31 protein-coding genes and 1 other RNA gene are annotated in these 24991 nt (G+C 58.3%); 23 read left to right on the forward strand and 9 right to left on the reverse strand.

The genetic code is table 11. The annotated features are described in order from the left end of the window. The first annotated feature begins 8 nt into the window (after positions 1 to 8). From REH34_RS19760 to REH34_RS19840, 17 genes are all read left to right on the forward strand, one after another. The gene (locus REH34_RS19760) at positions 9 to 1013 is read left to right on the forward strand and encodes a major capsid protein (protein ID WP_311968912.1); all 1005 of its coding nucleotides are present in this window, start codon (positions 9 to 11) and stop codon (positions 1011 to 1013) included. Then, positions 1013 to 1339, forward strand: coding sequence for a hypothetical protein (locus tag REH34_RS19765; RefSeq protein ID WP_311968913.1), 327 nt, complete (start codon positions 1013 to 1015; stop codon positions 1337 to 1339). Before REH34_RS19760 ends, REH34_RS19765 begins: the two co-directional genes overlap by 1 nt. Continuing rightward, positions 1339 to 1812: a hypothetical protein gene (locus REH34_RS19770; RefSeq protein WP_311968914.1), complete on the forward strand. Its 474-nt coding sequence runs from the start codon at positions 1339 to 1341 to the stop codon at positions 1810 to 1812. Before REH34_RS19765 ends, REH34_RS19770 begins: the two co-directional genes overlap by 1 nt. Beyond that, the gene (locus tag REH34_RS19775) at positions 1802 to 1993 is read left to right on the forward strand and encodes a hypothetical protein (RefSeq protein WP_311968915.1); all 192 of its coding nucleotides are present in this window, start codon (positions 1802 to 1804) and stop codon (positions 1991 to 1993) included. Before REH34_RS19770 ends, REH34_RS19775 begins: the two co-directional genes overlap by 11 nt. A 3-nt stretch (positions 1994 to 1996) precedes the next feature. Then, complete coding sequence (locus REH34_RS19780) at positions 1997 to 2749, forward strand: hypothetical protein (protein ID WP_311968916.1); 753 nt, start codon at positions 1997 to 1999, stop codon at positions 2747 to 2749. 48 nt (positions 2750 to 2797) lie between these two features. Next, the gene (locus REH34_RS19785) at positions 2798 to 3112 is read left to right on the forward strand and encodes a hypothetical protein (protein WP_311968917.1); all 315 of its coding nucleotides are present in this window, start codon (positions 2798 to 2800) and stop codon (positions 3110 to 3112) included. Positions 3113 to 3222: 110 nt separating this feature from the next. Then, a complete protein-coding gene (locus REH34_RS19790; protein WP_311968918.1) occupies positions 3223 to 6861 on the forward strand; it encodes a phage tail tape measure protein in 3639 nt (1212 codons plus the stop codon). 68 nt (positions 6862 to 6929) lie between these two features. After that, positions 6930 to 7439, forward strand: a complete 510-nt coding sequence (locus REH34_RS19795; protein WP_311968919.1) for a hypothetical protein — start codon at positions 6930 to 6932, stop codon at positions 7437 to 7439. Continuing rightward, complete coding sequence (locus REH34_RS19800) at positions 7439 to 9184, forward strand: hypothetical protein (protein WP_311968920.1); 1746 nt, start codon at positions 7439 to 7441, stop codon at positions 9182 to 9184. The genes REH34_RS19795 and REH34_RS19800 overlap by 1 nt, the downstream gene beginning before the upstream one ends. Positions 9185 to 9187: 3 nt before the next feature. Continuing rightward, on the forward strand, positions 9188 to 9577 hold the full coding sequence (locus REH34_RS19805) for a hypothetical protein (protein WP_311968921.1): 390 nt from the start codon (positions 9188 to 9190) through the stop codon (positions 9575 to 9577). A 9-nt stretch (positions 9578 to 9586) separates the two neighbouring features. Then, positions 9587 to 10024, forward strand: a complete 438-nt coding sequence (locus tag REH34_RS19810; protein ID WP_311968922.1) for a hypothetical protein — start codon at positions 9587 to 9589, stop codon at positions 10022 to 10024. A gap of 1 nt (position 10025) precedes the next feature. Continuing rightward, on the forward strand, positions 10026 to 10838 hold the full coding sequence (locus REH34_RS19815; protein ID WP_311968923.1) for a hypothetical protein: 813 nt from the start codon (positions 10026 to 10028) through the stop codon (positions 10836 to 10838). A gap of 7 nt (positions 10839 to 10845) precedes the next feature. Then, positions 10846 to 12375 (forward strand): hypothetical protein, encoded by a 1530-nt coding sequence (locus REH34_RS19820; protein WP_311968924.1) that lies wholly within the window; start codon positions 10846 to 10848, stop codon positions 12373 to 12375. Positions 12376 to 12403: 28 nt separating this feature from the next. Further along, entirely contained in the window at positions 12404 to 13390 is a 987-nt protein-coding gene (locus REH34_RS19825) for a hypothetical protein (RefSeq protein ID WP_311968925.1), read from the forward strand. 6 nt (positions 13391 to 13396) lie between these two features. Continuing rightward, complete coding sequence (locus REH34_RS19830; protein ID WP_311968926.1) at positions 13397 to 13912, forward strand: hypothetical protein; 516 nt, start codon at positions 13397 to 13399, stop codon at positions 13910 to 13912. Beyond that, the gene (locus tag REH34_RS19835) at positions 13912 to 14430 is read left to right on the forward strand and encodes a hypothetical protein (protein ID WP_311968927.1); all 519 of its coding nucleotides are present in this window, start codon (positions 13912 to 13914) and stop codon (positions 14428 to 14430) included. Before REH34_RS19830 ends, REH34_RS19835 begins: the two co-directional genes overlap by 1 nt. 12 nt (positions 14431 to 14442) lie before the next feature. Beyond that, a complete protein-coding gene (locus tag REH34_RS19840) occupies positions 14443 to 14961 on the forward strand; it encodes a DUF4376 domain-containing protein (RefSeq protein WP_311968928.1) in 519 nt (172 codons plus the stop codon). 28 nt (positions 14962 to 14989) lie between these two features. Here the strand turns inward: REH34_RS19840 and REH34_RS19845 are convergent, their stop codons facing one another. Then, positions 14990 to 15820: a hypothetical protein gene (locus REH34_RS19845; RefSeq protein WP_311968929.1), complete on the reverse strand. Its 831-nt coding sequence runs from the start codon at positions 15818 to 15820 to the stop codon at positions 14990 to 14992. Positions 15821 to 15941: 121 nt separating this feature from the next. On the opposite strand from REH34_RS19845, the gene REH34_RS19850 reads away from it, so the two are divergent. The 4 genes from REH34_RS19850 to REH34_RS19865 are packed head-to-tail and all read left to right on the forward strand — an operon-like array spanning position 15942 to position 17219. Then, positions 15942 to 16367, forward strand: a complete 426-nt coding sequence (locus tag REH34_RS19850) for a cell wall hydrolase (RefSeq protein WP_311968930.1) — start codon at positions 15942 to 15944, stop codon at positions 16365 to 16367. Then, on the forward strand, positions 16367 to 16867 hold the full coding sequence (locus REH34_RS19855) for a DUF1353 domain-containing protein (RefSeq protein WP_311968931.1): 501 nt from the start codon (positions 16367 to 16369) through the stop codon (positions 16865 to 16867). The genes REH34_RS19850 and REH34_RS19855 overlap by 1 nt, the downstream gene beginning before the upstream one ends. Next, on the forward strand, positions 16830 to 16997 hold the full coding sequence (locus REH34_RS19860) for a hypothetical protein (RefSeq protein ID WP_311968932.1): 168 nt from the start codon (positions 16830 to 16832) through the stop codon (positions 16995 to 16997). The genes REH34_RS19855 and REH34_RS19860 overlap by 38 nt, the downstream gene beginning before the upstream one ends. Positions 16998 to 17030: 33 nt before the next feature. Continuing rightward, positions 17031 to 17219 carry a hypothetical protein gene (locus REH34_RS19865; protein ID WP_311968933.1) on the forward strand — a complete coding sequence of 63 codons (189 nt, stop codon included), beginning with the start codon at positions 17031 to 17033 and terminating at the stop codon, positions 17217 to 17219. A gap of 40 nt (positions 17220 to 17259) precedes the next feature. Here REH34_RS19865 and REH34_RS19870 read toward each other — a convergent pair whose 3' ends face one another. Together REH34_RS19870 and REH34_RS19875 are read right to left on the reverse strand one after the other, a co-directional pair. Then, positions 17260 to 18204 (reverse strand): DUF4238 domain-containing protein, encoded by a 945-nt coding sequence (locus REH34_RS19870; protein ID WP_311968934.1) that lies wholly within the window; start codon positions 18202 to 18204, stop codon positions 17260 to 17262. A 173-nt stretch (positions 18205 to 18377) separates the two neighbouring features. Further along, complete coding sequence (locus tag REH34_RS19875) at positions 18378 to 18644, reverse strand: hypothetical protein (protein ID WP_311968935.1); 267 nt, start codon at positions 18642 to 18644, stop codon at positions 18378 to 18380. A 147-nt stretch (positions 18645 to 18791) separates the two neighbouring features. Between REH34_RS19875 and REH34_RS19880 the strand changes: the two genes are divergently transcribed. Beyond that, the gene (locus tag REH34_RS19880; protein ID WP_311968936.1) at positions 18792 to 19142 is read left to right on the forward strand and encodes a hypothetical protein; all 351 of its coding nucleotides are present in this window, start codon (positions 18792 to 18794) and stop codon (positions 19140 to 19142) included. Between the two features lie 131 nt (positions 19143 to 19273). Here REH34_RS19880 and REH34_RS19885 read toward each other — a convergent pair whose 3' ends face one another. The 3 genes from REH34_RS19885 to REH34_RS19895 all read right to left on the reverse strand — a co-directional run bounded on the left by REH34_RS19885 (position 19274) and on the right by REH34_RS19895 (position 20323). Then, on the reverse strand, positions 19274 to 19420 hold the full coding sequence (locus REH34_RS19885) for a hypothetical protein (RefSeq protein ID WP_311968937.1): 147 nt from the start codon (positions 19418 to 19420) through the stop codon (positions 19274 to 19276). Beyond that, positions 19417 to 19791 (reverse strand): hypothetical protein, encoded by a 375-nt coding sequence (locus REH34_RS19890; RefSeq protein ID WP_311968938.1) that lies wholly within the window; start codon positions 19789 to 19791, stop codon positions 19417 to 19419. Before REH34_RS19890 ends, REH34_RS19885 begins: the two co-directional genes overlap by 4 nt. A gap of 196 nt (positions 19792 to 19987) precedes the next feature. Beyond that, a complete protein-coding gene (locus REH34_RS19895; protein WP_311968939.1) occupies positions 19988 to 20323 on the reverse strand; it encodes a GrlR family regulatory protein in 336 nt (111 codons plus the stop codon). Between the two features lie 115 nt (positions 20324 to 20438). On the opposite strand from REH34_RS19895, the gene REH34_RS30285 reads away from it, so the two are divergent. Next, positions 20439 to 20960 (forward strand): pyocin activator PrtN family protein, encoded by a 522-nt coding sequence (locus REH34_RS30285; RefSeq protein ID WP_409373153.1) that lies wholly within the window; start codon positions 20439 to 20441, stop codon positions 20958 to 20960. 181 nt (positions 20961 to 21141) lie between these two features. Here REH34_RS30285 and ssrA read toward each other — a convergent pair. From ssrA to REH34_RS19920, 3 genes are all read right to left on the reverse strand, one after another. Then, positions 21142 to 21541: a transfer-messenger RNA gene (ssrA, locus tag REH34_RS19910) on the reverse strand. A gap of 109 nt (positions 21542 to 21650) precedes the next feature. Beyond that, entirely contained in the window at positions 21651 to 21932 is a 282-nt protein-coding gene (locus REH34_RS19915) for a hypothetical protein (protein ID WP_226507109.1), read from the reverse strand. Between the two features lie 172 nt (positions 21933 to 22104). Further along, the gene (locus REH34_RS19920; RefSeq protein ID WP_311968940.1) at positions 22105 to 24969 is read right to left on the reverse strand and encodes an FAD-binding and (Fe-S)-binding domain-containing protein; all 2865 of its coding nucleotides are present in this window, start codon (positions 24967 to 24969) and stop codon (positions 22105 to 22107) included. Positions 24970 to 24991: the final 22 nt, after the last annotated feature.

A 24991-nucleotide genomic window follows, 5' to 3' on the forward strand; every position in this document is an offset into this window, starting at 1 on the left:
AGATCGGAATGGCCGATTTGAGCATTTTCGCTGGCGATGAGTTCGGTACCATCGCCATGACCACCGCTATCAACCAGCCGGTTGAAGGGCAAGCGGTACCAACCCGCCTGGATACCCTCTTCGAAGAAGAGGGCGTGACTACCACGGCCGTGTTCATTGAACGGGAACAAGATAGCCTGACCTTGGTGCCCGCGGCCGAGCGCGGCGCGCCGAGCGATCCGACCACCGGGCCTGGCCGGGATATGATCCCGTTCCAGACCATTCACCTGCCGACCCGCGCCGTTATCCGCGCCGACGAGGTCCAAGGCATTCGCGCCTTTGGTAGCGATAGCGAACTGGAGACCGTGCAGGCCATGGTCGAAAAGCGCCTGCTGAAGATGCGCAAGCGCCTGGAAGCCACCATTCGCTACCAGCGAGTGGGCGCGATCACTGGCAAGGTTTACGACGCCGACGGCACCCGCGTGCTGCTCGACCTGTACGCGCGCTTCGGTATCGAGCAGCAAACCGTGGCATTCGCTATGAACGCCACCGAGACTAAGCTGCTGGCTAAAGTCACCGAGGCTAAACGCAAGGCAGAAGACGCCATTGGCGGTACCGGCATCATCGCAGGCTGGTTGGGCATTGCTGGCCGCAACTGGTTCGACGCGTTCACCAACCACGACTCCGTCCAGAAGGCGTTCGATCGCTGGAACGATGGCCAATTCTTGCGCGATGACCACCGCCGCGACGGCTTCAGCTTCGGGGGCGTGAACTGGGAAGAGTTCTACGGCAACCTGGGCGGCGTTCAGTTCATGGACCCCGATACCGCGTACCTGGTCCCCGTCGGTGTAGATGGCCTATTCATCACCAACTACGCCCCGGCGGACTACATGGAAACGGTGAACACCACCGGCGTGCCGTTCTACGCCAGCCAGGAAGCACTGCGCCATAACAAGGGCGTCGACATGGAGGCCCAGTCCAATCCGCTGAGCCTCTGCACCCTGCCACGCGCCATCATCAAGCTGACCAAGTAATGGGCGGCTCGGAGTTCGATGAGGCCTTCGCGGATGCGGATGACGAGCTGTTCGAGACTTTCGGCGAGAAAGGCGGGGCGCTGTACGACGCCAGGGAGGGTGCGCACCCCTGCGCAGTGGGCGCGGTGCTACAGCGCAACGTGGGCTCTCCGGATGGTGGCGGATTCACCGTTGTCGAGTTGGCGGTCGATTTGCGAATCCGCGAGGTGCCTACCCCCTGCAAGGGCGACCTGCTCACCATTGGCCGCAAGCGCTACGTGCTCAACGAGTACATGGGCGCTGACGGGTTGATCAATCGTTTCTCGCTGATGCCGTCGGAGGGCTGATGAATAACATCATCACGTTGGGCCGTCGCGCGCTGATTGACCGGCTCACCACCATCATGCCGGCCGCAGGATATTTCACCGCTGCTGGCGCGAATGTCAGAGGTGGGTGGTTCAACGAGGTGCTGCACGAAAAGGGCGTCGCGTTTCCGCTGATCGTGGTCCAGAAGGCCAAGGGGCTGCCGCCCCAGCCTGGCCCTCACGCAATGAAGGTTTTCTCCGGTTTCAACGTCGTCGGGGCAGTCAACGTCGACCTCGACAACTACGAAGATGCCGCAGAAGAAATGGAGCACGACCTGCTGCGCTGCCTGATGCCTCAACTGGCCAATCTCCCCGATTGGCTTCCCAGAGGCATTTCCGGAATCACGGTGGGTGCCCCCGAGTCTTTCCCTCCCGCCGAGGGCGTGCGCGCTGCGAGCGTGCTCATCCCGGTGCATCTGCACACCATCATCCAGGAGCCACGTAATGGCCGATAAAACTGAAACCACAGTCGTCGAGGTTGAGCGCGCAGCGCCACGCTTCGAGGTCAAGCTGCTCAAGCCGCACACCCACGAACGGGTGGACCTGCAACCAGGTGCCACCATCAAAGTCACCGCAGAGCAACGCGCCTGGCTGAAGAGCTTGGGCGTCATCGCTGGCGACATGCAGGAGAAGTAAAACATGGCACGCGATATCGAAACGTTCGTGGTCGGCGGCTTGGTCAAGATGCGCCCGTATGGCGTCGGCGGCGCTTTCACCCCGGTGGGCCTGGTGTCCACGCTGGTCCAGGCAATCGAGAAATCCGACATCACACTGGCCGACACCACCACTCCGCAGGGTGGCGAGTATGACGCGCTCAGCCGTATCACCAGCATGAGCCTGACCATGAACTGGCGGGAGCTGTACACCTCCAACCTGGCGGCCATGTATTGGGGCGACGTCACTAAGGTTCCTGCTGCGACAGTGACGGACGAGACCCACGTTGCGACCAAAGGCGGCACCATCCTGCTCGATAAGATGCCGCTGATCATCACCAGCGTGACTGCCTCCACCGGTGGCACCACTTACGTGGACGGTGACGATTACCAGATGACCGGCGCCGGCCTGGAAATCCTTGAGGCGGGCGCAATCGCTGATGACGCCGAAATCAAGGTCACCTACAGCGCCGCCGCCGTCGACGTCATCGAGGCGCTTACCAACAGCGGCAAGGTGTACGAAATCCTGTTCGAGGGCGCCAACGCCGCGGGCACCAAGCTGCGCATGAACCTGCAGTACTTCCGTTGCCAGTTGAGCCCGGCTGCGTCCGCTGACTGGATCAGCACCGACGACTTCATGGGGTCCGAAGTGGTCGCCAAGGTGCTTTCCGACCCGGCCAAGGTTGGCGCCGGCAAGTCGAAGTACATGAAGATCATGAAGGAAACCGCCAGCGTTTAACACGTGCCGGCCCGCTCCGGCGGGCTGGGCCTTTTGGAGAGACGCTGCATGATTCAAGAAACGAATTCCAAGGAGCTGCTGATAGGTGATTTGCGGGTTATCTGCCGCGAACTCACGGTTATGCAGGTTCGCAAATGGCTTGAGGAAGCCAGTCAGCCGACCTCGCTGGATACCGTATCAGCAGTGCTTTTCAAGGATTGCACCATCAGTGACATCCTGCGAATGACTGACCTCACGGATGAGGCGATCGACCAATTGAGGCCTTCCCAGGTGGAGGTTGTGATTGACACCTGCAAGGGGCTGAACCCGCATTTTTTCGGCCTACTGGGGTGTCTGACAAATGCCCTCCAGGCCAGAGCCTGAAAAACCTCGACAGGTCACTGAATGCGTTGATCAAGCTGGGCCACTCCAACGCGTTTTACTACCCATGGTCCTATTACAGAGCAGCCATCGACGCCGCTAAGTGAGTACTCGTGCGCGACATCGAACTGAAACTGACGGCGGATCTGGACTCGGCGACCAAGAATGTCGGCGGCTTCCGGAAAGAGTATGCCGAAATGGTTCGGGCGGTAGAAAAGCCCCTTCGCCAGATCAATTCTTTCCGAGAGCTCGAAAGCACTCTTATGAAAACTGGCAGAGGCATCACTACTGCGCGCGATGCTGTTCGGGCGTTGGGCGATCAGATGGCCGCCACGGTCTCACCGACTCGGCAGTTGCAGAACGAATATCGGGACTCCGTGAACCAGCTGAAAGTCCTGGAGCGCCAGGAGCAAAGCCAGACGACTCAGTTGGGGCGGATGCGCAAGGAGCTTCAGGCCGCGGGAGTCGATACCCGGAATCTCTCTGGGGAACAGCGTCGGCTGCAGTCGGATCTTTCGCAAAAGCTTGTTGTTGGCCAGCGTGACAAGGGCATCCAGGATGCGCAGGTCAATCTGGGTATTGCCAAGTTCTCGAGCACCAGCGCTGAGATTGCGCGCTTACAATCCGACTTTCAGTTGTTGCGTTCAACCGGGAAGCTTTCCAGCACGGAAATCGCGATCGCGCAGAACACGCTGCGCCAAAGTTTGGCTGCGGCGTCCGCGCAGACGGCCGAGCTCACTGGCGCCACCAAGAGCTGGAACACCAGCTTGAGCGATGTCCGGGGGCAGATCCTTGCCGGTGCCGTTGCTTTTGGAGGCTTTGCGCTTGCGGCCTCGAAAGGTTTCTCGACCTATGCTGATTTTCAACAGCAGATCACTGCTATCGGTACCATTACCGATTTGAGCGACAAGCAGCTGTCGGGGCTTTCCCAAAGCATCCGTGGGCTGAGCCTGGACATGGGCAAATCCGCCAAGGAAAGCGCCTCAGCGGTCTACGACTTGCTCGGTAGCGGCGTAGCAACAGCTGATGCGATGAAGGTGCTCGAGCAGTCGACCAAGGCCGCTGTAGCAGGGATGAGCGACACGAAAACCGCCGCAGGCGTAGGTGTGTCGATCATCAACGCCTATGGCGAAAGCATGGACAACCTGGGCCTACGCTACGATCAGTTGTTCGTCGCAATCAAAGACGGTGTTGTCAGCTTCGACCAGCTCGCCGCTGGTCTTGGCCAGGTTCTGCCGACGGCGGCCGCCGCAGGCGTTAGCTTCTCCGAGGTAGGCGCAGCTATTGCCAGGATGACTGTTCAAGGCATTCAGGCGCCGATCGCGATTACTGCCTTGCGTAGCGCCATCAACCAGCTTGCTTCGCCGGCCGTGGAAGCCAGAAAAGCCATGGGCAAGCTTGGGATTGAGTGGAAAGGCCTTTCCGCAACGCTTGAGCAGATTGCATCCAAGAAGCTTGGTTTCGATGCTCTGGCGCAGATAATCCCCGAAACGGAAGGTCGAACTGCGATCCTGGCCTTGACCAAAGACTATGCGGGCTTCATGGGCCAAGTGAAAAACATGGAGGCAGCGGGAGGGACCACGGAACGCGCCTACGAGAAGATGAGCAAGACGCCCCAGGCACAAGTTGAAAAATTCAACGCTGCCTTGGGTGATCTGAATATAGCGTTTGGCCAGGCCATCGCTGCCGGCCTTCCTCTGGTAGCGCTGGCGCGAGACATCATTAATGCGTTCAACGGATTGAACGATAACCTGAAAACGGGGATTTTGAGCTTCGTTGCTTTTGGTGTTGGTGCAAAAGCTGTGGGTGCGGCTCTTTCTGCCGCGCGTTTGGCGTTCTCGGTTCTTTCCGGTGGTACGGCGGTGGCGGCTGCGCAGCTGGGGCTGGCGGGGGCTGCGATGGATTCAACGGCCGCAAAAGCAGGCAAGATGAATGGCGTGCTGAGTTCTGCAGGCGGCATCCTCAGGGGAGGGCTGTACGGAATTTTGATATCACAGCTCAGCCAGCTCTATGGCATGTATCAAGAAATGGAGCAGTTCAATAGCGAGCAGAAAAAAACAGCGCAGAACATCGTTGACCTCATCGCAAAAAACCTGCAATACAAGGACACCATCATCTCGCAGCCGGCTGTGATTCAGGCGATGACGGAAGCCGAGAGGAAGTCCTACGTCGAGCGCCTGAGAAATGCGCAGACCTATTATTCGAAGCTTGCTGAACAAATAAGCAGGGCCGACGCAGAAAAAAATGGTGGTTCTGGACCAGTCGATCCTGATGCCCTCGCCGCTGCAAAAAAAGCGCGCGAGTATGGCAAGGCGCTTGAGCAGGAAACATCGTATGAGAAAGAACGCGTCGCGGCCGCTGAGGCCAATAGCAAAGAACTGGTGACGATCCAGACCAACCTGCAAACAGATCTGAAAACCCAGCTTGATAAGCAGGTAGCCGCCGAAAGGACTGCGTTGGCCGCGGTGAAAAAGGCCAAGAAAGATCAGCTCGATACGCAGAAAAAATATGCTGCAGCTATTGCGGATCTCAATTCGTCTGGCGATAAAGAAGCAAGCTACGGCGCAGCGCAGGACCTAAAGGTTAGCGCTCAGCAGTCTCTGCGCGCTGGCGATACCACTGCCGCGAAAAAGAAAGCCGATGATGCCCTGAAAATGCTTCAAAGCCTGGCCCAATCAGGTGAAAACACCTATGGGTTTGAAGGCTTCATGAAGGAGCTTCAGAGTATTGAAACTGCGGCTGACAAAATCAATTTGGATAAGGCCGAAGACAGTTTCAAAACTGCTACGGACAAGGTCAAGGCTCTAAAGGCGGAAATTGCCGACCTGAAAGTAATCACGATCACGCCGCAGTTATCAGAGGAGGCCTTGGCCAAGGTCAAAAAGCAGCTCAGGGACCTCCAGCTGTCGCTTGGCCAACAGCCATCTCCCGAGCTCGGGGGAGCGACAGGAACCAACTTGGCCAATGATTTGGTCAAAAAGGTAAGCAGCACGACTTCGACTGATCAAACGGCTACGCCAGTGACGGCGGTTCAGCCGAAGAAACTTTCTTATGTGCCTGGCAAAGATAGCTACTCGCAGGATGAGCTGGGAGTTGAGGTCCAACCGGTTGTGGCTCCTGGCGCGCCAGCCTCCATCGAGGATCAAATCGACGATCAGGGCGATATCCCGGTTGAAGTCGATCCGGTGGCGCCGGCTGACTCCACCGACGACCTTGATGTTCCGGTGCAGACGGAACTTGATCAAAGCTCCGTTTCCGAGACGCAGGCCGCTGTTTCAGTAATGGCTGAGGACCTTCGGAAGCGGTTGACGGTGCCCGTAAGCGTTGTCGCTACCTCGTCCGGGGATCTGGCTTCGAACACCTCAAGCGATTCGACTGTGCCGGGGTTTGCCTCCGGTGACATGGTTCGCGGTCCCGGTACCGGCACAAGCGATAGCATTCTCGCCAGGTTATCCAATGGTGAGTTTGTGGTTCGAGCTGCAGCAGTCCGGCATTACGGTACCGACCTGCTGCGCTCGATAAACCAGCGGAGCCTGCCGGGTTTTGCGACTGGCGGTGAGGTCGGTGCTCGTCTCGCGCCTAGCGTTTCTGCGCCAAGCCAAGCGCTTCTCGATATGGCAAATCCCCAAGCCTCCGAATCTCTTGGAAGCTTTACGCTGAACATGGGTGGGGAGACGTACCAGCTGCAGGCCCCACAGCAAGATTTCCAGCGGTTGATACGGAATCAGCGGATCAAGTACGGAAAGTCTTGATCCATAACGGAGTGATTACTTCGCTCAGCAGACCCGCTTCGGCGGGGTTTTCATTTCTGGAGTAATGGATGAGCCTTCCATTGGTGACCTTGGGCGGTATCCCCATTGTTCTGCACGCTGGCGCGCCGGACCAGTCAGACACGCCGCTACTGGGCGAATCTGTCATCCGCTTGTCCGGCGGTGCCGGCGTCAAGATGACCCACTGGGGCAAGTCGGCCGGAACCATCAGCGGCCAAGGCTGGATGCCCCCCGGGCTTGATGGCCTCGACTACAGCCAGCCGCTTGAGCTTCGGCTCACCTCGCAGGAAAGCATCGTCGGCGATGCGCGGGAGTTCACGCTCACCAGCACGCCTCGCGATGATCAGGCGCCTTGGGCATTTGCCCTGGTCGGGACGCAGTGGATGGAAACGGGTTGCAGCTTTGTTTCTGGCGTGGCCACTGCCGATCTGGTGGTGGGCGCCTCGAAGTACATGGTGCACTGGATGCCGATTTATAGCGTGTTCGCCAGCAAGCCCCCGAAAACACAGAGTTCAGGCCAAGGCAGTTTCGGCTGGACCATCACCTGGGAGGAAGTCTGATGCATAACGGCGGTCCCCTCAACTCCGGCCCGCTCAATGGGCTGGGCAGCCAGGCTTCTGGCTCGGGCGTCACTCAGCCGATCGTGCCCGGACTCGCATTCCGCTGGCAGCTTCGTGTCATGGTCGGCGAGGTCGATATGAGCAGCAGGCTCTCGGGTCAGGTCACTGTCGATCGGGAGCGGGGCGCCGCCGGCGTGGCCAGCTTCACGTTGCAGCTCACTGCGGGCGCGGTCCTGCCCATGGACTGGGTTGGGCGGGTCGTGACGATAGATTACGTGACCACCTCTTCGGGTGTGTCCACCGCGAAGCGGCGGTTCACCGGCCGCATCGTCACGACCGAATGGGGCTCGCTGACACGCCTGCTGGTGTGCAACTGTGGCGACCAGCTGCAGCAGCGCATCGAGAAACTCAGCGTGGCGGCGGTGGACGAGCTCATCCCGTCCTACTGGTCTTTGGAAGTGTTCGAAGATCCTGAAGGCCGTAGCCGATGGGACTATGCGCAAGAGCGTTTAACCGCGGTGCAATCCAGCCTCGACTCATCCGCCGATGGCGATCTGCGGCTGAGCACCTGGTATGCATCAGATGCCGCTGACTTCACCTTCGGCGCCGGCACCACCGTGTATGACTCAGTTCAGGTGAGCTACGCGGATTTGACCAGCCTCACCAACACAGTGATCGTCGATGCGAGCTATCGGTTCTCGCGCCTCAAGCAGCTGAATCAGCTTTACAGCTGGAGGCACCCTGATACGGATGGCTTCACCGGCACCCAGGGCTTTTGCTTATGGCGTCCGGACAGCACCGAGTTGCCCGACGTGGCGATGATCAAAGAGGCGTCCAGCAGCGCGGGGCTCACGATCGCGAGCGTGCCAGACTGGTACCGCGTGATTCTCAGCACGCCCGATCCCTGCGGCAACGGCCAACCTTGGGTCAACAACTACGCAGATCTCCTGCTGGGCTTCACCCTGACCGGTGCGCGCCGCTGGGCCCAGGCGGTGACCGAGAACTACACCATGACGGTGGTGGCGCAGACCAGCGTCGACCAGGCCGGCGAGGTGATCAGCCGCGAATCGCTGTCGATCGAGTACACCAACGATCTGGCCGACAACTGGGAAAGCACGGCCTTCGGAATTGATGCCACCGGCGCGGACCCGGGCAGCAATGGCCACGTCGATGAACGGGACGAGGTTCAGCGGGCGTCGGCCTTTGAGTGCCTGCTGGCGCAGGCCAAGACAACGATCATCGCAGCGCACAGCGCCACGAAGATCAGTTGGGAGGTGCCCACCAGCATGGCCATGGATATCGACCTGGTGCACACGCTGGCTATCGCGGATCAAGGTATAGGTGCCCGCGCGCGTTGCTGCCACGTGTACGACACGTTCGACCTTGCCGCCGGCACAGCCCTCACCACGCTGACTATCGCGGTCATGCGCGGCGGTGGCGACGTCAGTGATCCACTGGCAGCGCCGGCCTTCGTGGTGGAGCCGCAACCTGAACCGGAAGCGGCGAACCCGCCAGGCGCGAACCTACCGACCCAGCTCGGCGGCAAGAAAAGTTCGCCGGTGTATGACGACGCTGTCGATGGCTTCGCCGGCAACTACGACAACGCTGACCCGACGCTTCCGGTCTTCACGCGACGGTTTCAGATCACCGCTACCGAGATCGCCGACGTGGACCGGGACGAAAAGACGGTTCCCATCGCCACGACTTATCGCGTCGCGGTGCCGAACGATTACCTGGAGCTCTAGACCATGTCCCTGGAAAGCGAACGCCGTGCGATTGGCACGGCCATTGAGGCCGAGCGCCGCGGCTCGGGCAACCAAATTGCCAGCGACCTCGATCGCCTTAGCGGGGTCACCCGCAAGCTCACGGCCCTGTCGCTGCTCCCGTCCAAGGGCACGCTCGCGGCAAAGAAAGGTGTAGGGACGTGGGACCCAGCCAACGTACCGAGCACGGGCGGCGGCATTGCCAGCCCGCTGTCCGAAACGGATTACACGGTGCGCGAGTACTGGCCCAAAGGGCTGTTGAGCAGCGACGGCTTGTTCAATATCCCCGCCCTGAAAACACTGAAGATGACCGACAACGACGGCGCCGAGGTGATCTTGAACTTTGCGCAGCCGGTCACGGCCTCGACGCCATAGGAGCTGTGAATGCGCTTTATCAACAACTGGATCACTCAGCTTTCGAACCCTATGACGGCCGCCACGGCGTCGCTGCCTATCCCGGCGGCAGCGCTGGAACGCCTCGGCGATGGGGAGTACCTGCTGACGCTGGTGAACTCTGCCAACCCGGTACAGCAGAACGACTGGGAGGTCGTGAAGGCGACGGTGGCCGGTGGGGCGGTGACTGTTGCTCGCGGGCAAGAGGGCACCACTGCCCAGTCATGGCCGCCGGCAACGATTGTCTATTGCGGGATCACGGCGGGAACGCTGACGCAGATCAACGCGGCGATCGAGGCCTTGTCTGCTCGGGTGACGGCGCTCGAAGGCGACGGTGGGGGCGGAACGCCTTCGCCGGACGGCGGCCTGGTGGATTCGGATGGCAACACCTTGGTCGATGACCAGGGCAATCAACTTTCAGGGGCATAGCATGGCAAGCGTTCAACACATCGTCACTGGTATTACCAACCCCACCAGCTCGCCCCCAAGCGTAGGCGCGCACTACATCAACACCTCGACCGGGCAAAAGTGGCTTGCTTCGGGTACCAACCTGGTGGCCGATTGGGGACTGCCGTTGCCTGGCACTGCGCAGATCTCCGGCACCGACGTGAGCGAGTTCACCTTGCCCACCGACGGCACCGTGTCGATTTGGCGTGTCACCGGTGCGCTGGACCGGGTTTTAATCTTTCCAGCCCTACAGACGCCCGGGCTTTATACAGTCGAGCTGATTGCCGAGAACGTACAAGCCTCTGCGCTTTCATTGATCGTGGCCCACCCCGATGGGGGCGGGCTGGTCAATTTCAGCAATCTGCCGGTGAAGCCCGCCGAGAGCAAATATTTCAAGTTTCATTGCTGGGTGGGCGCTGACGGATACCCCTATTGGACGTTGGTGGAAAGCGGCTCGCTCAGTGCCTCGTATGAGGCGGTGACGGATGTTACCAACGCGACCGTAGATCTTGTCTACGATGCCTCTCAGCCGCTGACGTACTGGACTATCTCAGACGCCACGGCGCGTTCGATCTCGTTTCCGTCGTTGAGTACCTACTACACCGCAACGCGTGATTTGGTGATAAGGAACGACTCTAGCAGCGCGGTGACAATCACCGTTTCCGGCAATGGGCAACCGCTGAAGGACAACACGTCGTTGAACATTCCAGCCAACAGCGCGGTCATGTATCGCCTGGCGTATTACACCGGCTCGGGTGTCCGGCGCTGGAGCATTATGTCCACAACCGTTCTGTAGGTGACCTATGCAGCGCACTCTGGTCTGGCCCTGGCACGGACGCATAAAGAACGGATCGCTCGTCCTGCCGAACGGTGAGGAGCGGCAGTATGCGGGGCTTTCTACTTCCGTTACGGCGGCCTTTGGCCCGGGCGACAACCATCGGATCGTCGTAACGGGTATCGAGCCGCTCAGCGCCGAGGAGGAAGCACGTACGCCGATAGGCGGCGAGTACTGGGCAGGGCGGGCATTGTCCACAGCGGGCATTTTGTACAACCAGCAAATCGGTTGGATTTACCAGGCGAAAGATGGCAACCGCTGGGCTGTGAACTTCGGCACCCGGACGATATCTGCCGCGTCGTCAACGTTTTCGCTGGTGTTCACCCGCTTCGGCGAGTTCGGGAGTCCGGCGGAGACCTTTACCCGGTCGTTCAGCGCGCCGATCGGCCAGTTGTCGGCCAAGGACCGAGCCAAGTTTTCTGTAGAGCTTGGTGGTCAGAGCAACGTCACTATGCGGCTCCATGCTGTCAGCGATACAGGGCAGAACGTGGTGCTTGCCTGGATGGCCTACAACAACGAAGGACAGGCCAGTATCGACTCGATGCCGCGGGCCTATGCATTCCTGAAGCTCTCTCTAGATGGAAGCATGGAAGGGCTGCTGGTTACCCAGGATCTGCTCTACGGGCCCGATCAAGTTCGTGTGGATGGCGATTACCCAAACCAGTCCTATTACTCGATCGAGTCAGCTGGCAGCACCATGATTGAAAAGGATCGCGAGCCTATTCTTGATGAAAACGGCGCGGAGGTTGGCCATACGGTCACCTACGAATACAGCACCGAGGTCACGCTCAAGTCTCAGCCGAACGCAGGGCTGTACTTCTTCCCCGGGCCGGTAGAGTTCACGCGCTTGCAATCGTGGATCGTGGCTGTGGGGTTTGTGGGCGAGGAGCCTATGCCGTGCACGCTGAAATGTTCGCTCTCCGCTTCACGGTCGATGGTGAGCCTTAACTTGGTCACTGATACGGATCAAATCCAGCGCGAGTTCAACACGGGGCATATCGATATCGTACAGCCTGGCTCGGGGCATATTGCCGGTGGCGGCAGTAGTGGCGGATCACTCAACGTGTCGTGGGAGTCGGCTGGGACGACCTGGGCAAAGTCCATAACGTTCTCGACAGTTAGCCAGGTGGAAAACGATACCGTCACGAATTTGCAGATCTTCGACGGTGAAGAAAACACTTACCCCAACCAGGGATATGGCGCCGTTGGTTTCTTGGGAGACGGCAGCCTCTGGACGGATGAGGCCAACAAAGTGTTGGTCTCGGGTGGGCTTGGCATTTCCATCCGCCAATGGAAATTCGATTTTTACAGCAACAATCTGCTGGGCCTTTCATACCGCAAGAATACTGAGGCCTACCAGTTCATTGGGGGGCTGACCATCGACGGCCTGGTCGCACAGCCCGGCGCGTACCCATCGGCCGTGCGCAACTACGGCAGTTATCACCCCTTTTCTCAGCAGTTGGTTATCGGTTCAAGCACACCGGTCAACTGGGTCTAAAACATCCCTGAACAAGGAGCAGCCAGCCATGCAGCCGGCCCGCCAAGACCTGCCCGTTATTCCGGGAGCGACGTACCGCGACACCATTCGAATCATGCAGCCGGTCTGGGTTTATCGAGACATCACGGGTATCAGCGGTTCCCCGGTGGTCTTCACTGTGCCCGGCCACGGTCTAGAATCCGCCTGGCCCGTCTGGGTGCGTGGCGTCCAGGGGATGCCCGACGCCAACCGTGAACCCGACCGCCAGCTACCGCATATCGCCAAGCTCCTGACCGCCGAGACGCTGGAGATCAACACGCTATCGGCGGCAGGACTCCGGCCCACCGGTGGGCAGCTGATCTACCGCAGGCCGGTCGACCTTTCCGAGTCGTTGGCAGCTATGACGATCTGGCGCGGTGATGAGCCCGTGCTGGTGTTGACGCAAGACGATGGCCTGTCGGTGACCGCCGCCGGAACCATCGAGCGCGTGCTCACCGCCGAGCAAACCGCGTTGCTGGTAGGCGACGACCTCACCTACACCCTCGACATCACCTTCGTGGGCCCGACGGTTACGCGGTACTTCATCGGCGCCGTGGGTGGCCTGAGCAACAGTTGCCGTGGCGATGCCGTGATTGTCACCGCCGGCGAGCAAGGCCCGCCCGGAATTGGCATACCTGGTCCTGCTGGTGGTTCTGCCTTGCAGCGCACCGCCGGCGAAACCCTGAGCGCGCTGCGGGCCGTTTACGAGGTGGACGGGCAGGTATTGCTGCTGGATCAGGCGGACGCCGTCCACATCGACTTTCTGCTGGGTATCACGCTTAACGCAGCTGATATCTCGACGCCGGTCAACGTTCAGCGCAGCGGTGTGCTTGATGACGCCAGTTGGCGCTGGCTGCCTGGCCGGATCTGGCTGGGTGCTGATGGAGCGCTCACACAAACACCCCCGACATCCGGCTTCGATCTGCTGATCGGCACCGCGGTGTCACCCACCCGCATCACCCTAAACCTGCAAGACCCCATAGAGCTCGAGGAGTAACACACCATGGCTGCACAAGGTTTCATTGCCCGCGTAGGCGGGAAACTCAAACAAGTATTCGCGATCCTTTCTTCCGCCGGCGCCGCTGACAGCGGCAAAATTCCAGCGCTAGACGGGTCGGGTAAGCTCGACGCGAGCTTTCTGCCCACAGGGATTGGGGCCAACAGTGCGGTGGCGGTGGCTTCGGAAGCCATCGCGGCCGGCAAGTTCGTCAACTTCTACGGCAATGCGGGCGCACTGGGCATGCGCCTGGCGGACAACTCCAACAACCGCGAGGCTCACGGCTACGTAACCGCTGCAGTTGCCTCTGGTGCTTCGGGCACTGCCTACCGTCTAAACACAGTGAACGCCAACCTCACCGCGCTTACCCCAGGTACCAGCTACTACCTGGGGCTCGCGGGTGGAGTGATTGCCGCGCCGCTCGATCCAGCCGTCGACATCGGCAAGACCGATCAGTATCTGGGTATCGCCAAGTCGGCCACGGAATTGGTGACCAGCGAAGTTGACGCGGTCCTTCTGTAATGGGCGTCCGTCGCCCTCTGGCCAGGGTTAACGGTCGCATCACCGCCTTGCCTGCGGGCGACACCATTGATAAGGCATCGGTCGGGCTTGGTAACGTCGACAATACCGCCGATACAAACAAGCCCGTCAGTGTCGCGCAGCAGACCGCCCTTAACCTGAAAGCTGACAAGAGCGCCCTCACGTTCAGTAAAGAGTATGTCATCGACACCACCTATGCGAACGGTGGGGCTATCACGCTTTCACACGGTTTGGGCGTGGTGCCCAAATTCATTCAGTTCCAGGCCGTGTGTGTAACTGATGAGGGGGGTTGGTCTGCCGGCCTGGTAGCTGATCTTTCCCATGAGATCCAATTCGCCGGCGCTCCCAGCAACTCTGTAGGTTTAGGCGCAGCATTTAACGACGTGACCGTGTTTGTCCGGATCGCTGCAGCCGGCCTTTACACCATCAATTACGGCAATTTCCAGGCTTTCGCGCTGACGCCTACAAGTTGGCGCCTGCGGATCCGTGTATTCGCTTGATAGGATAAGAACATGCCTGAAGTAGTGCATTACGCTGATAGGACTACCGGTGCCTACCTTTACGCGACTGACGAGGATCCCCCTTCAAATTCGGTCGTTGTTACCGCGCCCCTCAGTTCGACTTACATCTGGGATGGTACGGTTTGGGTTTCTCCTGGACCCACTAGTGATGAAATCGAGGCTGAGCGCGATCGCCGGGTATCTGCCGGCTTCGAGTTCACTGTCGACGGCGCCAGCTACACCATCCAGTCGCGATCCAGCGACCGAGAAAATATCCTCGGCGCAGCTGGCGCGGCATTCCGAGCCCAGGTGGGAGGAAAAGGCGCTGGCGACTATCTGTGGGATGGCACCGGCGAGGAATTCGCCTGGATCACTGCCGACAATCAGCGGGTCAAGATGGATGCGCCCACAGTGGTCGCATTGGGGGATGCCGCAATCGCCACCAAACAGCGACTGATCTACAAGGCTCGGGGGATCAAGGATATGTCACCCCTTCCTAGCAATTACACCGATGACAAGTGGTGGGGTTAACCCTGATCATGCCGGCATGGGGCGGACATCACATGCGATGTCTATCAATCACTTCCCTTGCGATCGCCGTCCCAATTAGGTCTTCAGATGCTTGGTAATCCGTGGCCGGGCCTAGGCCCCATAGAGATATTCCGATAATGGCGTCTCTGATTTTTGAGCCGCTGAATTGGAATCTGGCTTCGCTACCCACATGAACTATCGTGTCATTAAATATTTCGAGTTTTGTAGATTTGTATCCCAGGACTCCCCTGGTGATATGTATCTTGTTAGGTGGGGTAAATACCATTGATATTAATATTGAGCCTTTGGCTTCTCGCACTGTTAACGTTGTGCCGGAAAACTCAATATCCCAGGGTGATATACAGTATTCTAAAGAGTTTTCATATATTTCTAGTATGCAAGCCCCTGCGGAGTCAAAGGCGATCAGGCTGAGGAAAAGATTGCCTTCTCTTATGGAGAAATCTAAAAGCGATAAGCCATCTATTACTATTGCGGAGAATTTCTGAGTGTTGGAGAAATTCGTGGTGTATACGTCTCCGCCTATTCGCACTTCGACTTCATCTCCCGAATAGTGTAAGTCGAAAGGGCTTGAAATCCCATTTTTTACGCTGTAAGGCGATCGATCAGCCTCTCTAACTTTTTCTATGGGTAATAATTTATTAGTTCTTTGTCTATGGTGGGAGTCACAAAGTAATGTTATTTCTTCAGCAACGTGTCTTCTGACCTTTGCCCACTCTTCCATGTGTTCGTATTCATAGAGCGGCATTCCGCAAATTACGCACCCGAAGCCACAGCGCTGTCTAACTTCCCGTTTTATAGCAGACGGGATCGCTGGTCTGGAGCAGGGGATATCTTCCATGAAAACTTCCTCGGCAATTTAGCTTTTGCCGGGATGGCTTGAGCGCTTGCGCTTCGATCATGAGCCAACAATAACTTTCTGACAATCCTGCTTTGAGCAGATGTTTTTCCCGGAGAAAAGCATGACCGTTACCGACAAAGACCGCGATGTGCTCGCGCGCACCACCTGGGGCGAAGCTCGTGGCGAGGGGATGGCCGGCATGATTGCCGTGGCCTGGACGATCCGCAACCGCGTGAACGATGGCAAGGATAAGTCGTGGTGGGGCGAGGGCTATGCCGGCGTGTGCCAGGCGCCGTATCAGTTCAGCTGCTGGAACAAGAACGACCCGAACTACCCGTACCTCAGTGGTGCCAAGCCGATCCCGAAAGCCGAGTTTGCCAAGTGCCAGGCCGCAGCGAAGGCGGTGATCGACGGCACCATGGCCGATCCCACCGGCGGCGCGACCCACTACTACGCCGCGACCATGCCCCGGCCGCCTGGCTGGACCGGCGCCGCCACGAAGACTGTGGTAATCGGCCAGCACATTTTCTACAAGGACGTGCCCTGATGCGGAACCTGGCCACCCCGTGGCATCTCCCCTATGTAGGCAATGGCTCTGGCCAGTTCTCCATGGTCCCACCGTTGCTGCCGTACAAGGTGGGCGAGTGGATGCTCATGGATGATCTGGTTTACACGGACAAGACCGGCAAGCAGCACACCATCCCGAAGTACTTCGTCACCGATCTGGCGTCGATCCCTTGGATCGCTGAGCCGATATTCAACTCAGTCGATTCCCGCATTCCAGGCGTGGGCCATGACGGATTTTATTGTTTCAACGCCATGCCTCGCGCCGAGTGCGACGACCTCCTGAAGGAAATGCTGCTGGTCACCGGCTGCGACCCCGTGCGCGCGGACCTGATCTACGCAGGCGTCCGCGTGGGCGGATCGAGTCGGTACCGGGCATGCAACGGCGGCCCCAAGCGCGAGGACTTCGCCTGGGAATACATGACCCCGCAGGAAGTGTTGCTCTATGAGTCTGCTTACAAGCTGGGCGGCGTTCACGTCTGAGAACGGCCTGCCCGATCTCTACTGCCGGTTCAACGTCGACGCCTGGGGCACGCCCGTGGCGGTCACCGGCAAGGCCTGGCTCGCCACTGGCGCCGTCCAACTTCTGATTTCCCTCAACTGGGCGTTCTAGCCCGAAACCGCTGTACCCAACTGGAGAAACACCATGAGCATCATCAGCAAAATCAGCGAAGCCGTGACCATCCTGAACACCGTCGTGGCCTTTGCCGAGAAGGTGAAGACAATCTTCGGCGTGACCGACAGCGACGACCTGACCGCCAAGCTGGCCGAGGCCGAAGCCGTACTGACCGCAACCCAGGAAGCGCTCGGCGCTGCCACCCCGGTCGCTCAGTAACACCGACCTTGCCGGCCTCATGGGGTCGGCTCCTTTCGATCTATAGCTGATCAAGATCGATTTTTGATCTCGCGAAAAGTTGCTCATGATGCTGCGCAAGCACATGTTGATTGTAAGCGGACGCTCGCTCAGGTGTGATGAAGGAAGTATAGCTGCCGGACCTACCATTGCCTTTGTCGATCAGTATTGCCTTGCTAGGTGTAATTGGATAATAAACTGCGTATTCATCCGGAATATCGAACCTATCCAGTCCCGTGCCAAATAAATTGAACGCTGGCTGGTCTGATGTGATAAATCTGGTGGAAGTTTCATTTAGTAGTAGCGTTATTTCGAATCGAGAATTAAATATATTGCTGGCTATATTGGTGGCTAGCATATGCCTCAGAGGGTTCCATATCTTCATGAGGCTGTCACTGTGCGCGGGCATTTTTTCAATAGTCATTTCCGAAAGATTTTGCTGTATTTTTTTGGTCCGTAATAGCTGCAAGGAAATGAATTGCAGGAAATTAAGACGGCTCGACGGGTCGTGCCAGAACTCGAACGTCTCCGATTTTAGGTCTTCTAAATAGTCAACTGACTTAGATTCTATGTCCGAATGTAACTCTTCTTCCAAATTGTTTATCATTACGTCGAAGGTCTTTTTTGCAAGAGCGTTACCCTCTTCCGTCGCTCCATTAATTTCTGAAAATAGTTTAATTGTCTCCTGAGCGGAATGCGGCAAAGAAAATAGCTCTACTATCTTTCGGTGGATGTCTTTAAGGTCTTCTGATACTTGGAACTTATTTATGCATTCGTTTAAAAGAGCAATCTCTATTTTGCCTAGCTTATGTATTTTATAAAAATTACGCTGCTGGGCTACGTCTTTAATGTTTGACTGATAATATTTATTCGAGCGCTTGCACCATACTAGGTCTTCGACAGCCCATGCTGATAAGTAATAACGCCATACATAATGTTGCTTGTGCTTCATGTTCTCATAAGACATCAGCTACTCCTTAGCTTTTCTATTAGCTGATGCTGACAGGATGCCGGCGTTATGCCAACCTTCGAAATAGTCAACTCGTACCACTTTTTGTACCAAATGAGGGGTTTCCAGGGGGGATCAGGGGGTTAATACACCCGTGTGGCCCCGTAAAGACCCCATCACGAATACTCCAGCTAATCCGCACATCCATCCTTCGGCGGCAGCCAGGCTGGATGCGTCTCTGTAGGAAGGGGCAGGTCGGCGTAGTGCACCATCTTCAGCACTTCGAGCAATTCGATGTACGGATACTGGCCCGGTCCCTCGCTGGAGCAGGTCGGCCTGTGGACGAATGCCAGCTCGCGGTGCGCCTGGTGCTGGCCTGCATGACATTCCTTGCAGTTGACCATATCGCTGGATAGCTTCCAGATGTCTGTCCACAAGGGTCGTTTCGAATCGGTCATATCTGCTCCTTGGGTGGAGCAGAGAGTATAGCGGGGAGGGTGTCTCCAGCCAGGACGGCGGGGACGCTGCTGGGCGGCGGCAGGTCTTGAGCGATAACCAATTGCTATGGTATGAATGGATTTCTCAAATACCTACGGATTACGGACATGGCAGTCGACTTCATTACCAATAGGCCACACAGTTTGCTTGACAGCTTCAAAGCTAGAATCGATCAGGCTGATCCCAGCGGAAGGGTGAATACTTGGGAATACGATGCTGATGGCGACTTCACTCACAAAGCGCCTCAGTGGCATCTAAAAGCATGGATGAGGCCAAATATTAGAGAAGGGAAGCTTACCTTTGGAATAATTGGTCCCGAAGGCAAAGAGATGCCATACGAGGTTTATGGCTATTATCATGGGCATTTGACTGAAACATTTCTGAATCACTTTGATCTAGAATTTAGTAGTGCCCAGTCCACTGCCCTGCCAACCGGCGACGACTACGTTAGGCCTTGAGGCGAGTCGCAAGACTTAGGGCAAATTTAGGGCAAAACTGGGGCCATCGGTGGCCCTGATAGGCCCATACGGCTTTGATAAACGCCAGCAAATACGGGCCTGTGAGGGCCGGCCGGTTTCATCGGTAGGGTTCAAATCCCTAGCTCTCCGCGATCATCGGGCACGTGAACGGCGGTAACCCCTACGCGCCGGCGATCGTTGCCGACCTGCACTACGGAGCGATGCAGGCCGGTGCGCCGGCGCCGCTTCTTCAGCATACCGGCGCCGGCCAATCTCATGTCTGCGCTTCTGCGGCATACTGCCCGTCTCGACTCTTGATGGCCTTTGCTATAAGAGGGATTGCCATCGAACACCCTAGATAAGCGATGCTGTTCCAGAGGTTTGCAATCACGAGCAGCACGTCATGGCGCGTCATCGGTGCGTTAGAGGCGCCGAATAGTATGATCTCCCATATGCTCAAAATTGCGACCATAAGCGAAAGAGCTGTCCCCAGAATCATGCTGGTTTTGCCCAGCCACGTTTTGATCTTGTCTAGCATTTTCCGATGATCTTCGGGCGGCGTCAGTATGAATTCCTTCAGTCCTTTGTAGACGCCAAACACCGACACAATTACTGCGAGAATTACGCCGATATTTTTAACCGTTTCCATTCATTCCTCCAGGCAGGATTGCGCTAGATGTTCGAGCGATTGCTCCAAGGGCGCGTCGTTGAGGTCATCATCCGGTTCTCTCCAGCCCGGTGGGTCTCGCAGGTAGAGGGGTTCGAGAGCAACTCCTGCCAATAGCGGCGCAATACTTTCTTGCGTCGCTATCCCCTTTGTGAGGCGTTTTCCGGGCGCGAGGTGGTCAGAATGCGTCGGAGATCTTTTTGCCAGAGATCTTTATGGACAGCTGAGGAGCGACCTCTACGGAGCCGGATAGTTCGAGCGTGCCACCTTCGTAGTCGACCTGCCCCTTAGCGTTGAGCGTGTAGTTGTCGATGCCTACTACGTTTGTATTTCCGGCTTTCCATTTCGAGATTTTGAATTTAGCTTCAAACGGACCGGATGCGGTAGGAACCTTGCCTTGGTACAGAAAATTTGCATCCCCGCCGTTGACCGAGCCATCCTTCACCACGACTAAGCCGTCGCCGTGATCGCCCGTACTGGCCTTGAAGTTGACGTGAAAAATTCCGTTAGCCATGCCCTTCTCCTTGATGGTTGAAAATCTACTATAGCTGGTGCGCAGCAATACGCTTGCGGTTGCTCAAGAAGCGGGTGGAGCTGCATTTCTATCATTCAGGCCTACGGAGGACTAAATGAACACAGCCTTTTTGCTCATGGCTCAGTACGGCGCCCGGGCGGTCATTCCGCTAGAGCGCGTGTGTGCAGACTACTTCAGCCACCTGACGCCGGCAAAATTGAGATTGAAGATCGATGCCGGTGAGATCGATCTGCCATTGATGCGTGTCGACGACAGCGAGAAAGCCGCAAGCGCTGTGCATCTCATGGCCCTGGCGGCATATTTGGATGCTCAGTGCGAGAAAGCAAAATCGGAACAGCTAATGCAATCCAAGAGGCTACCCTTCAATTCAGCGGCGGTGCCGTCACATGAGTTGCCGAAGCCGACCTTCGTACCGAACGAATCTGCGTCAGACCTTATCAGGTTGCCAGAGGTGAAGAAGCTAACGGGTATCAGCGCTTCGATGATCTACAAGATGATAAGCACTGGCGATTTTCCTCACCAGGTGAGCCTGGGAGATCGTGCGGTTGCCTGGGTCAGGGGCGAGGTTCTGGAGTGGCGCCAGATGCGAATTGACTCGCGACGGGCAGATCCATAGCGACTTGCTACTGCAACGCTCCCGCCGAGCAAGGTGGCCATGAGTGGCAAGCATATGCGCAGCACTACAAGCTCACTACAAAAGCTGTCATTAAGCTGGCATAACCGAGCCAAAACAGCCCATTCAGACACAAAAAAGGCACTTGCGAGATTCGCTAAGTGCCTGATTTGTAACGCTTGTTTGGTGGAGCCGGGGGGATTTGAACCCCCGTCCGCCAGTGCTCCGCTGTCGGTACTACATGCTTAGCCCGTTCTACTAAGTTAACCCGCGGCCGCCCGAGGGGCAGGGTGCTTTGGGCGAGTTGTGTAAGTTTTAGCCGATTCGTCCACAACGTACTGCACGGCGATCCTGTTCTGCATGACAATCACTTCGAGTTTACAGGCATCCTCTAGTGATTGCTGGCACCGAAGTGACCAGAAGCTCAGGCTCTAGTCGTCGCAATTAAGCGGCGAGTGCGAATTCCTGGCCGTAGGTTTCGTCATTGGCAACTATAAAAGTTGCAACAGTGGATTTACGAGTTCTGTTACCAACTCGGCATGCACCTAAAGTTTCACTACCGGCGTCGAATCCTGATCGACCCCATAACCTGCTGATTTCGCAGCAGGAAGCCAGTGTACGCGAAAGCGGGCGACGAGTCGACAGTCGTCTTCTCGCGCCCTGGCGACAGCGGCTCAGGACGCCTCCGCGGCATTAATTGCCGGCAGCGCCGCCTTTCTTGCTCTTGGCGATGTCGCTCAAGGTTTTGGTGGTGGTGGTGATGCAGCCTTTTTTGTCACCTGCAGCCTGCTCTTTCTTTGCCGCTGCGATGGAGGCTTTGTAATCGACACCGCCATCGGCGGTCGCGGCGCTGGACGTGGCTTGCTCGTTTTCGATTTTCTTGATGTTGCCGGCGCAGAGGTCTTCGGCAGCGAAGACAGGCGAAGCAACGAATGCTGCGGCGATGAACAGACCGGTCAGGGTAGTGCGCTTCATAGGGTATCTCCTCAAGCGAAAAATGATCCGGCTGACATCTGACGTCGCGCCCGGAGTTCGAAATAGCCCCATCCAGTGGGGCTTAATGGTGTTGACTCCGAGGTTTTGCAGGGGTTCTATCTTTTTGCGCGGATAATGTGAGATCGCCATCTTGTGGCGTTCGTGCCCTGTTTCAGGGCGCGGTGAGCGCGGTGGTGACGCGGTCTACCAGATACACCAGGCCGTGGTAATCCAGGCCGCTGTGCTGGCTGAGGCCGATCTCGCAGGTGCGGCTGGTGGAGATGCCTTCGTCGCAATATTGCACGGCGTCCTTGAGGCTGCGCAGGGCGTGGGCATTGAGTTGCGGGGTGGTGAAACCTTTGTCGCCGGCGAAGCCGCAGCAGTGAATGCCTTCGGGCACGACGACCTGGGTGCTGCAGCGGCGGACGAGGTCGATCAGGGCCTGGCTTTCGCCCAGGTGCTGGGTGCTGCAGGTGACGTGCACGGCGATGGGGGTGTCTTGGGGGTGGAAGGTGAGTTTGTCCACGAGGTGGCTGCGGATAAAGCGCACTGGATCGTAGAGGTCGAGGCGGGGCTCGTTGAGGTCTTGCACCAGGCGCAGGGTGCAGGGGCTGGTGTCGCAGTAGATCGGGTCGAGGCCGCCGCGACTGGCGTGCATCAGGGCATCGATGAGCTCCTGGCGTTTGCGCTCGGCGGGGGCATTGTAGCCTTTGGAGGCGAAGGGCTGGCCGCAGCAGAGGCTGTCCTGGTTCTCGGGGTAGATGACCTCGAAGCCGGCTTTGGTGAGCAATGCGTGGGTTTTTTCCTGTAGCGACATTTGCTCGCGGTCGCTGGCGGCCGGGCCCATGGCGCGCGACACGCAGGCGGCCAGATAAACGACGCGGGGGCGGTCCATCGCTGGCTGCGGCGTGAAGCGCAGGGTGTCTTGTGGCTGCGGCATGGCGGCCGTCCATGCAGGAATCCGGCCCTTGGAGAGTTGGCTCAGGCGAGCGGACCATTGGTTCAGACGCGGTGCGCCGAGCAGCATGCGCGCACCGTTGGCAACGTGCAGGGTCATGCGTGCGCCCTTGAGCGCGGTGCTGAAGTGGTCGGCCAGCCAGTTGGCGGTGCGCAGGTTGTGGGCGTTTTGCGCGCGGAGTTTCTTCACCAGTTCGCCGGTGTTGATGCCGACGGGGCAGCGTTGTGCGCACAAGCCAGTGGCGGCGCAGGTGTCGATGCCCTGGTATTGGTAGTCGTGCTCGAGCGCCTGGGTGTCGAGGCCTTGGCGTTTTTTTGCCTGGATGTCGCGCCACATGACGATGCGTTGGCGCGGGCTGAGGGTCAGTCCCTTGGACGGGCACACGGGCTCGCAGAAGCCGCACTCGATGCATTTGTCGACGATGGCGTCGGCGGCCGGCATGGGCTTGAGGTTTTTGAGGTGGATGTGCGGGTCGTCGCTGAGCACTACGTCGGGGTTGAGGATGCCGGTGGGGTCGAGCAGGCGTTTGAGCTGCCACATCAGCCGGTAGGCGTCGCTGCCCCACTCGAGTTCGACGAAGGGCGCCATGTTGCGGCCGGTGCCGTGCTCGGCCTTGAGCGAGCCGCCGAATTCGACGGCCACCAGTTGCGTGACGTCTTCCATGAACGCCTGATAGCGGGCGATTTCTGCGGGGTTGTTGAAGCCTTGGGTGAAGACGAAGTGCAGATTGCCCTCCAGGGCATGGCCGAAGAGGATGGCTTCGTCGTAGCAGTGGCGTTCGAACAGTTCGATGAGGCGGCGCACGCCGAACGCCAGTTGCTCGACGGGGAAGGTCACGTCTTCGATGATCACGGTGGTGCCGGTTGGGCGTACGGCGCCGACGGCGGGAAAGGTATCTTTGCGGATCGCCCAGAGCTGCGCGTTGGCGGCGGGATCGGTAGTGAAGTCGACCTGTTTTTCGACGGGAAAGGCGGCGATGGAGGCCGTGATGTGCCCGAGCTGTTCTTGTAGCAGTGCGGCGCTGGCGGCGCGGGATTCGATCAGCAGAGCGCAGGCGCCGGCGGATAGTTCTCGCACGAAAGCCGGCATGCCGGGTTTTTCCTGGACCGAGCGCATGCTGCGGCGGTCGAGCAGTTCAACGGCGGACACCGGTTGCTGTTTGAGTACGGTGACCGCCAGGCAGCAGGTCTCTACATCCGGGAAGACGATAAAGGCCGAGGCCTTGTGTAGGTGTTCGGGCACGGTGTCGTAGGTGACGGCGCTGATAAAGCCCAAGGTGCCTTCGGAGCCGACCAGAAGGTGGGTGAGGATGTCGACGGGCTCATCGAAGTCGATCAGGGCGTTGAGCGACAGGCCGGTGGTGTTTTTCAGGCGGTATTTGTGGCGGATGCGCTCAGCCAGCGCGGTGTTGGCGCGAGTTTCACGCCCCAGGCGTGCGAGTTCGTCGAGCAGTGTGCTGTGGCTGGTGCGCAGGGCAGTGAGGGAGGCTGGGTCTTCAGTGTCGATGCGGGTGCCGTCGGCCAGCACCAGGCGCATGCCAGCGAGGGTGAAATAGGTGTTTTGCGCGGTGCCGCAGCACATGCCGCTGGAGTTGTTGGCGACGATGCCGCCGATCTTGCAGGCGTTGATCGAGGCAGGGTCAGGGCCGATCTTGCGTCCGTAAGGGGCCAGCCAAGCGTTGGCCTGAGCGCCGATGACGCCGGGCTGCAGGCGGATTTGCGCACCGTGGTTGCGGATCTCGCGGCTGTTCCAGTTATCGCCGAGCACGATCAATACCGAGTCGCTGATGGCCTGGCCGGAGAGGCTGGTGCCGGCGGCGCGGAAGGTCACGGGCACATGTTCGCGGTGGGCGAGCTTGAGCAGGGCGACGACTTCGTCTTCGGACTCGACGCGGATGACCAGTTTCGGGATGAGCCGATAGAAGCTGGCGTCGGTGCCGAAGGCGAGGGTCGAGGTCGGGTCATCGAAGCGGCGGTTGGCCGGGATCAACTGTTCGGCCGCGTGCAGGAAGGCTGCGGGCAGCGAGACGGAATTCAGCTGGGCGGTGGCTTGGACGGTAAGCGGGTGCTGGGTGCGCATTGAGCCCCCTTGTTGTTATTGG

Source organism: Pseudomonas baltica (assembly GCF_031880315.1).
GTDB lineage: Bacteria > Pseudomonadota > Gammaproteobacteria > Pseudomonadales > Pseudomonadaceae > Aquipseudomonas.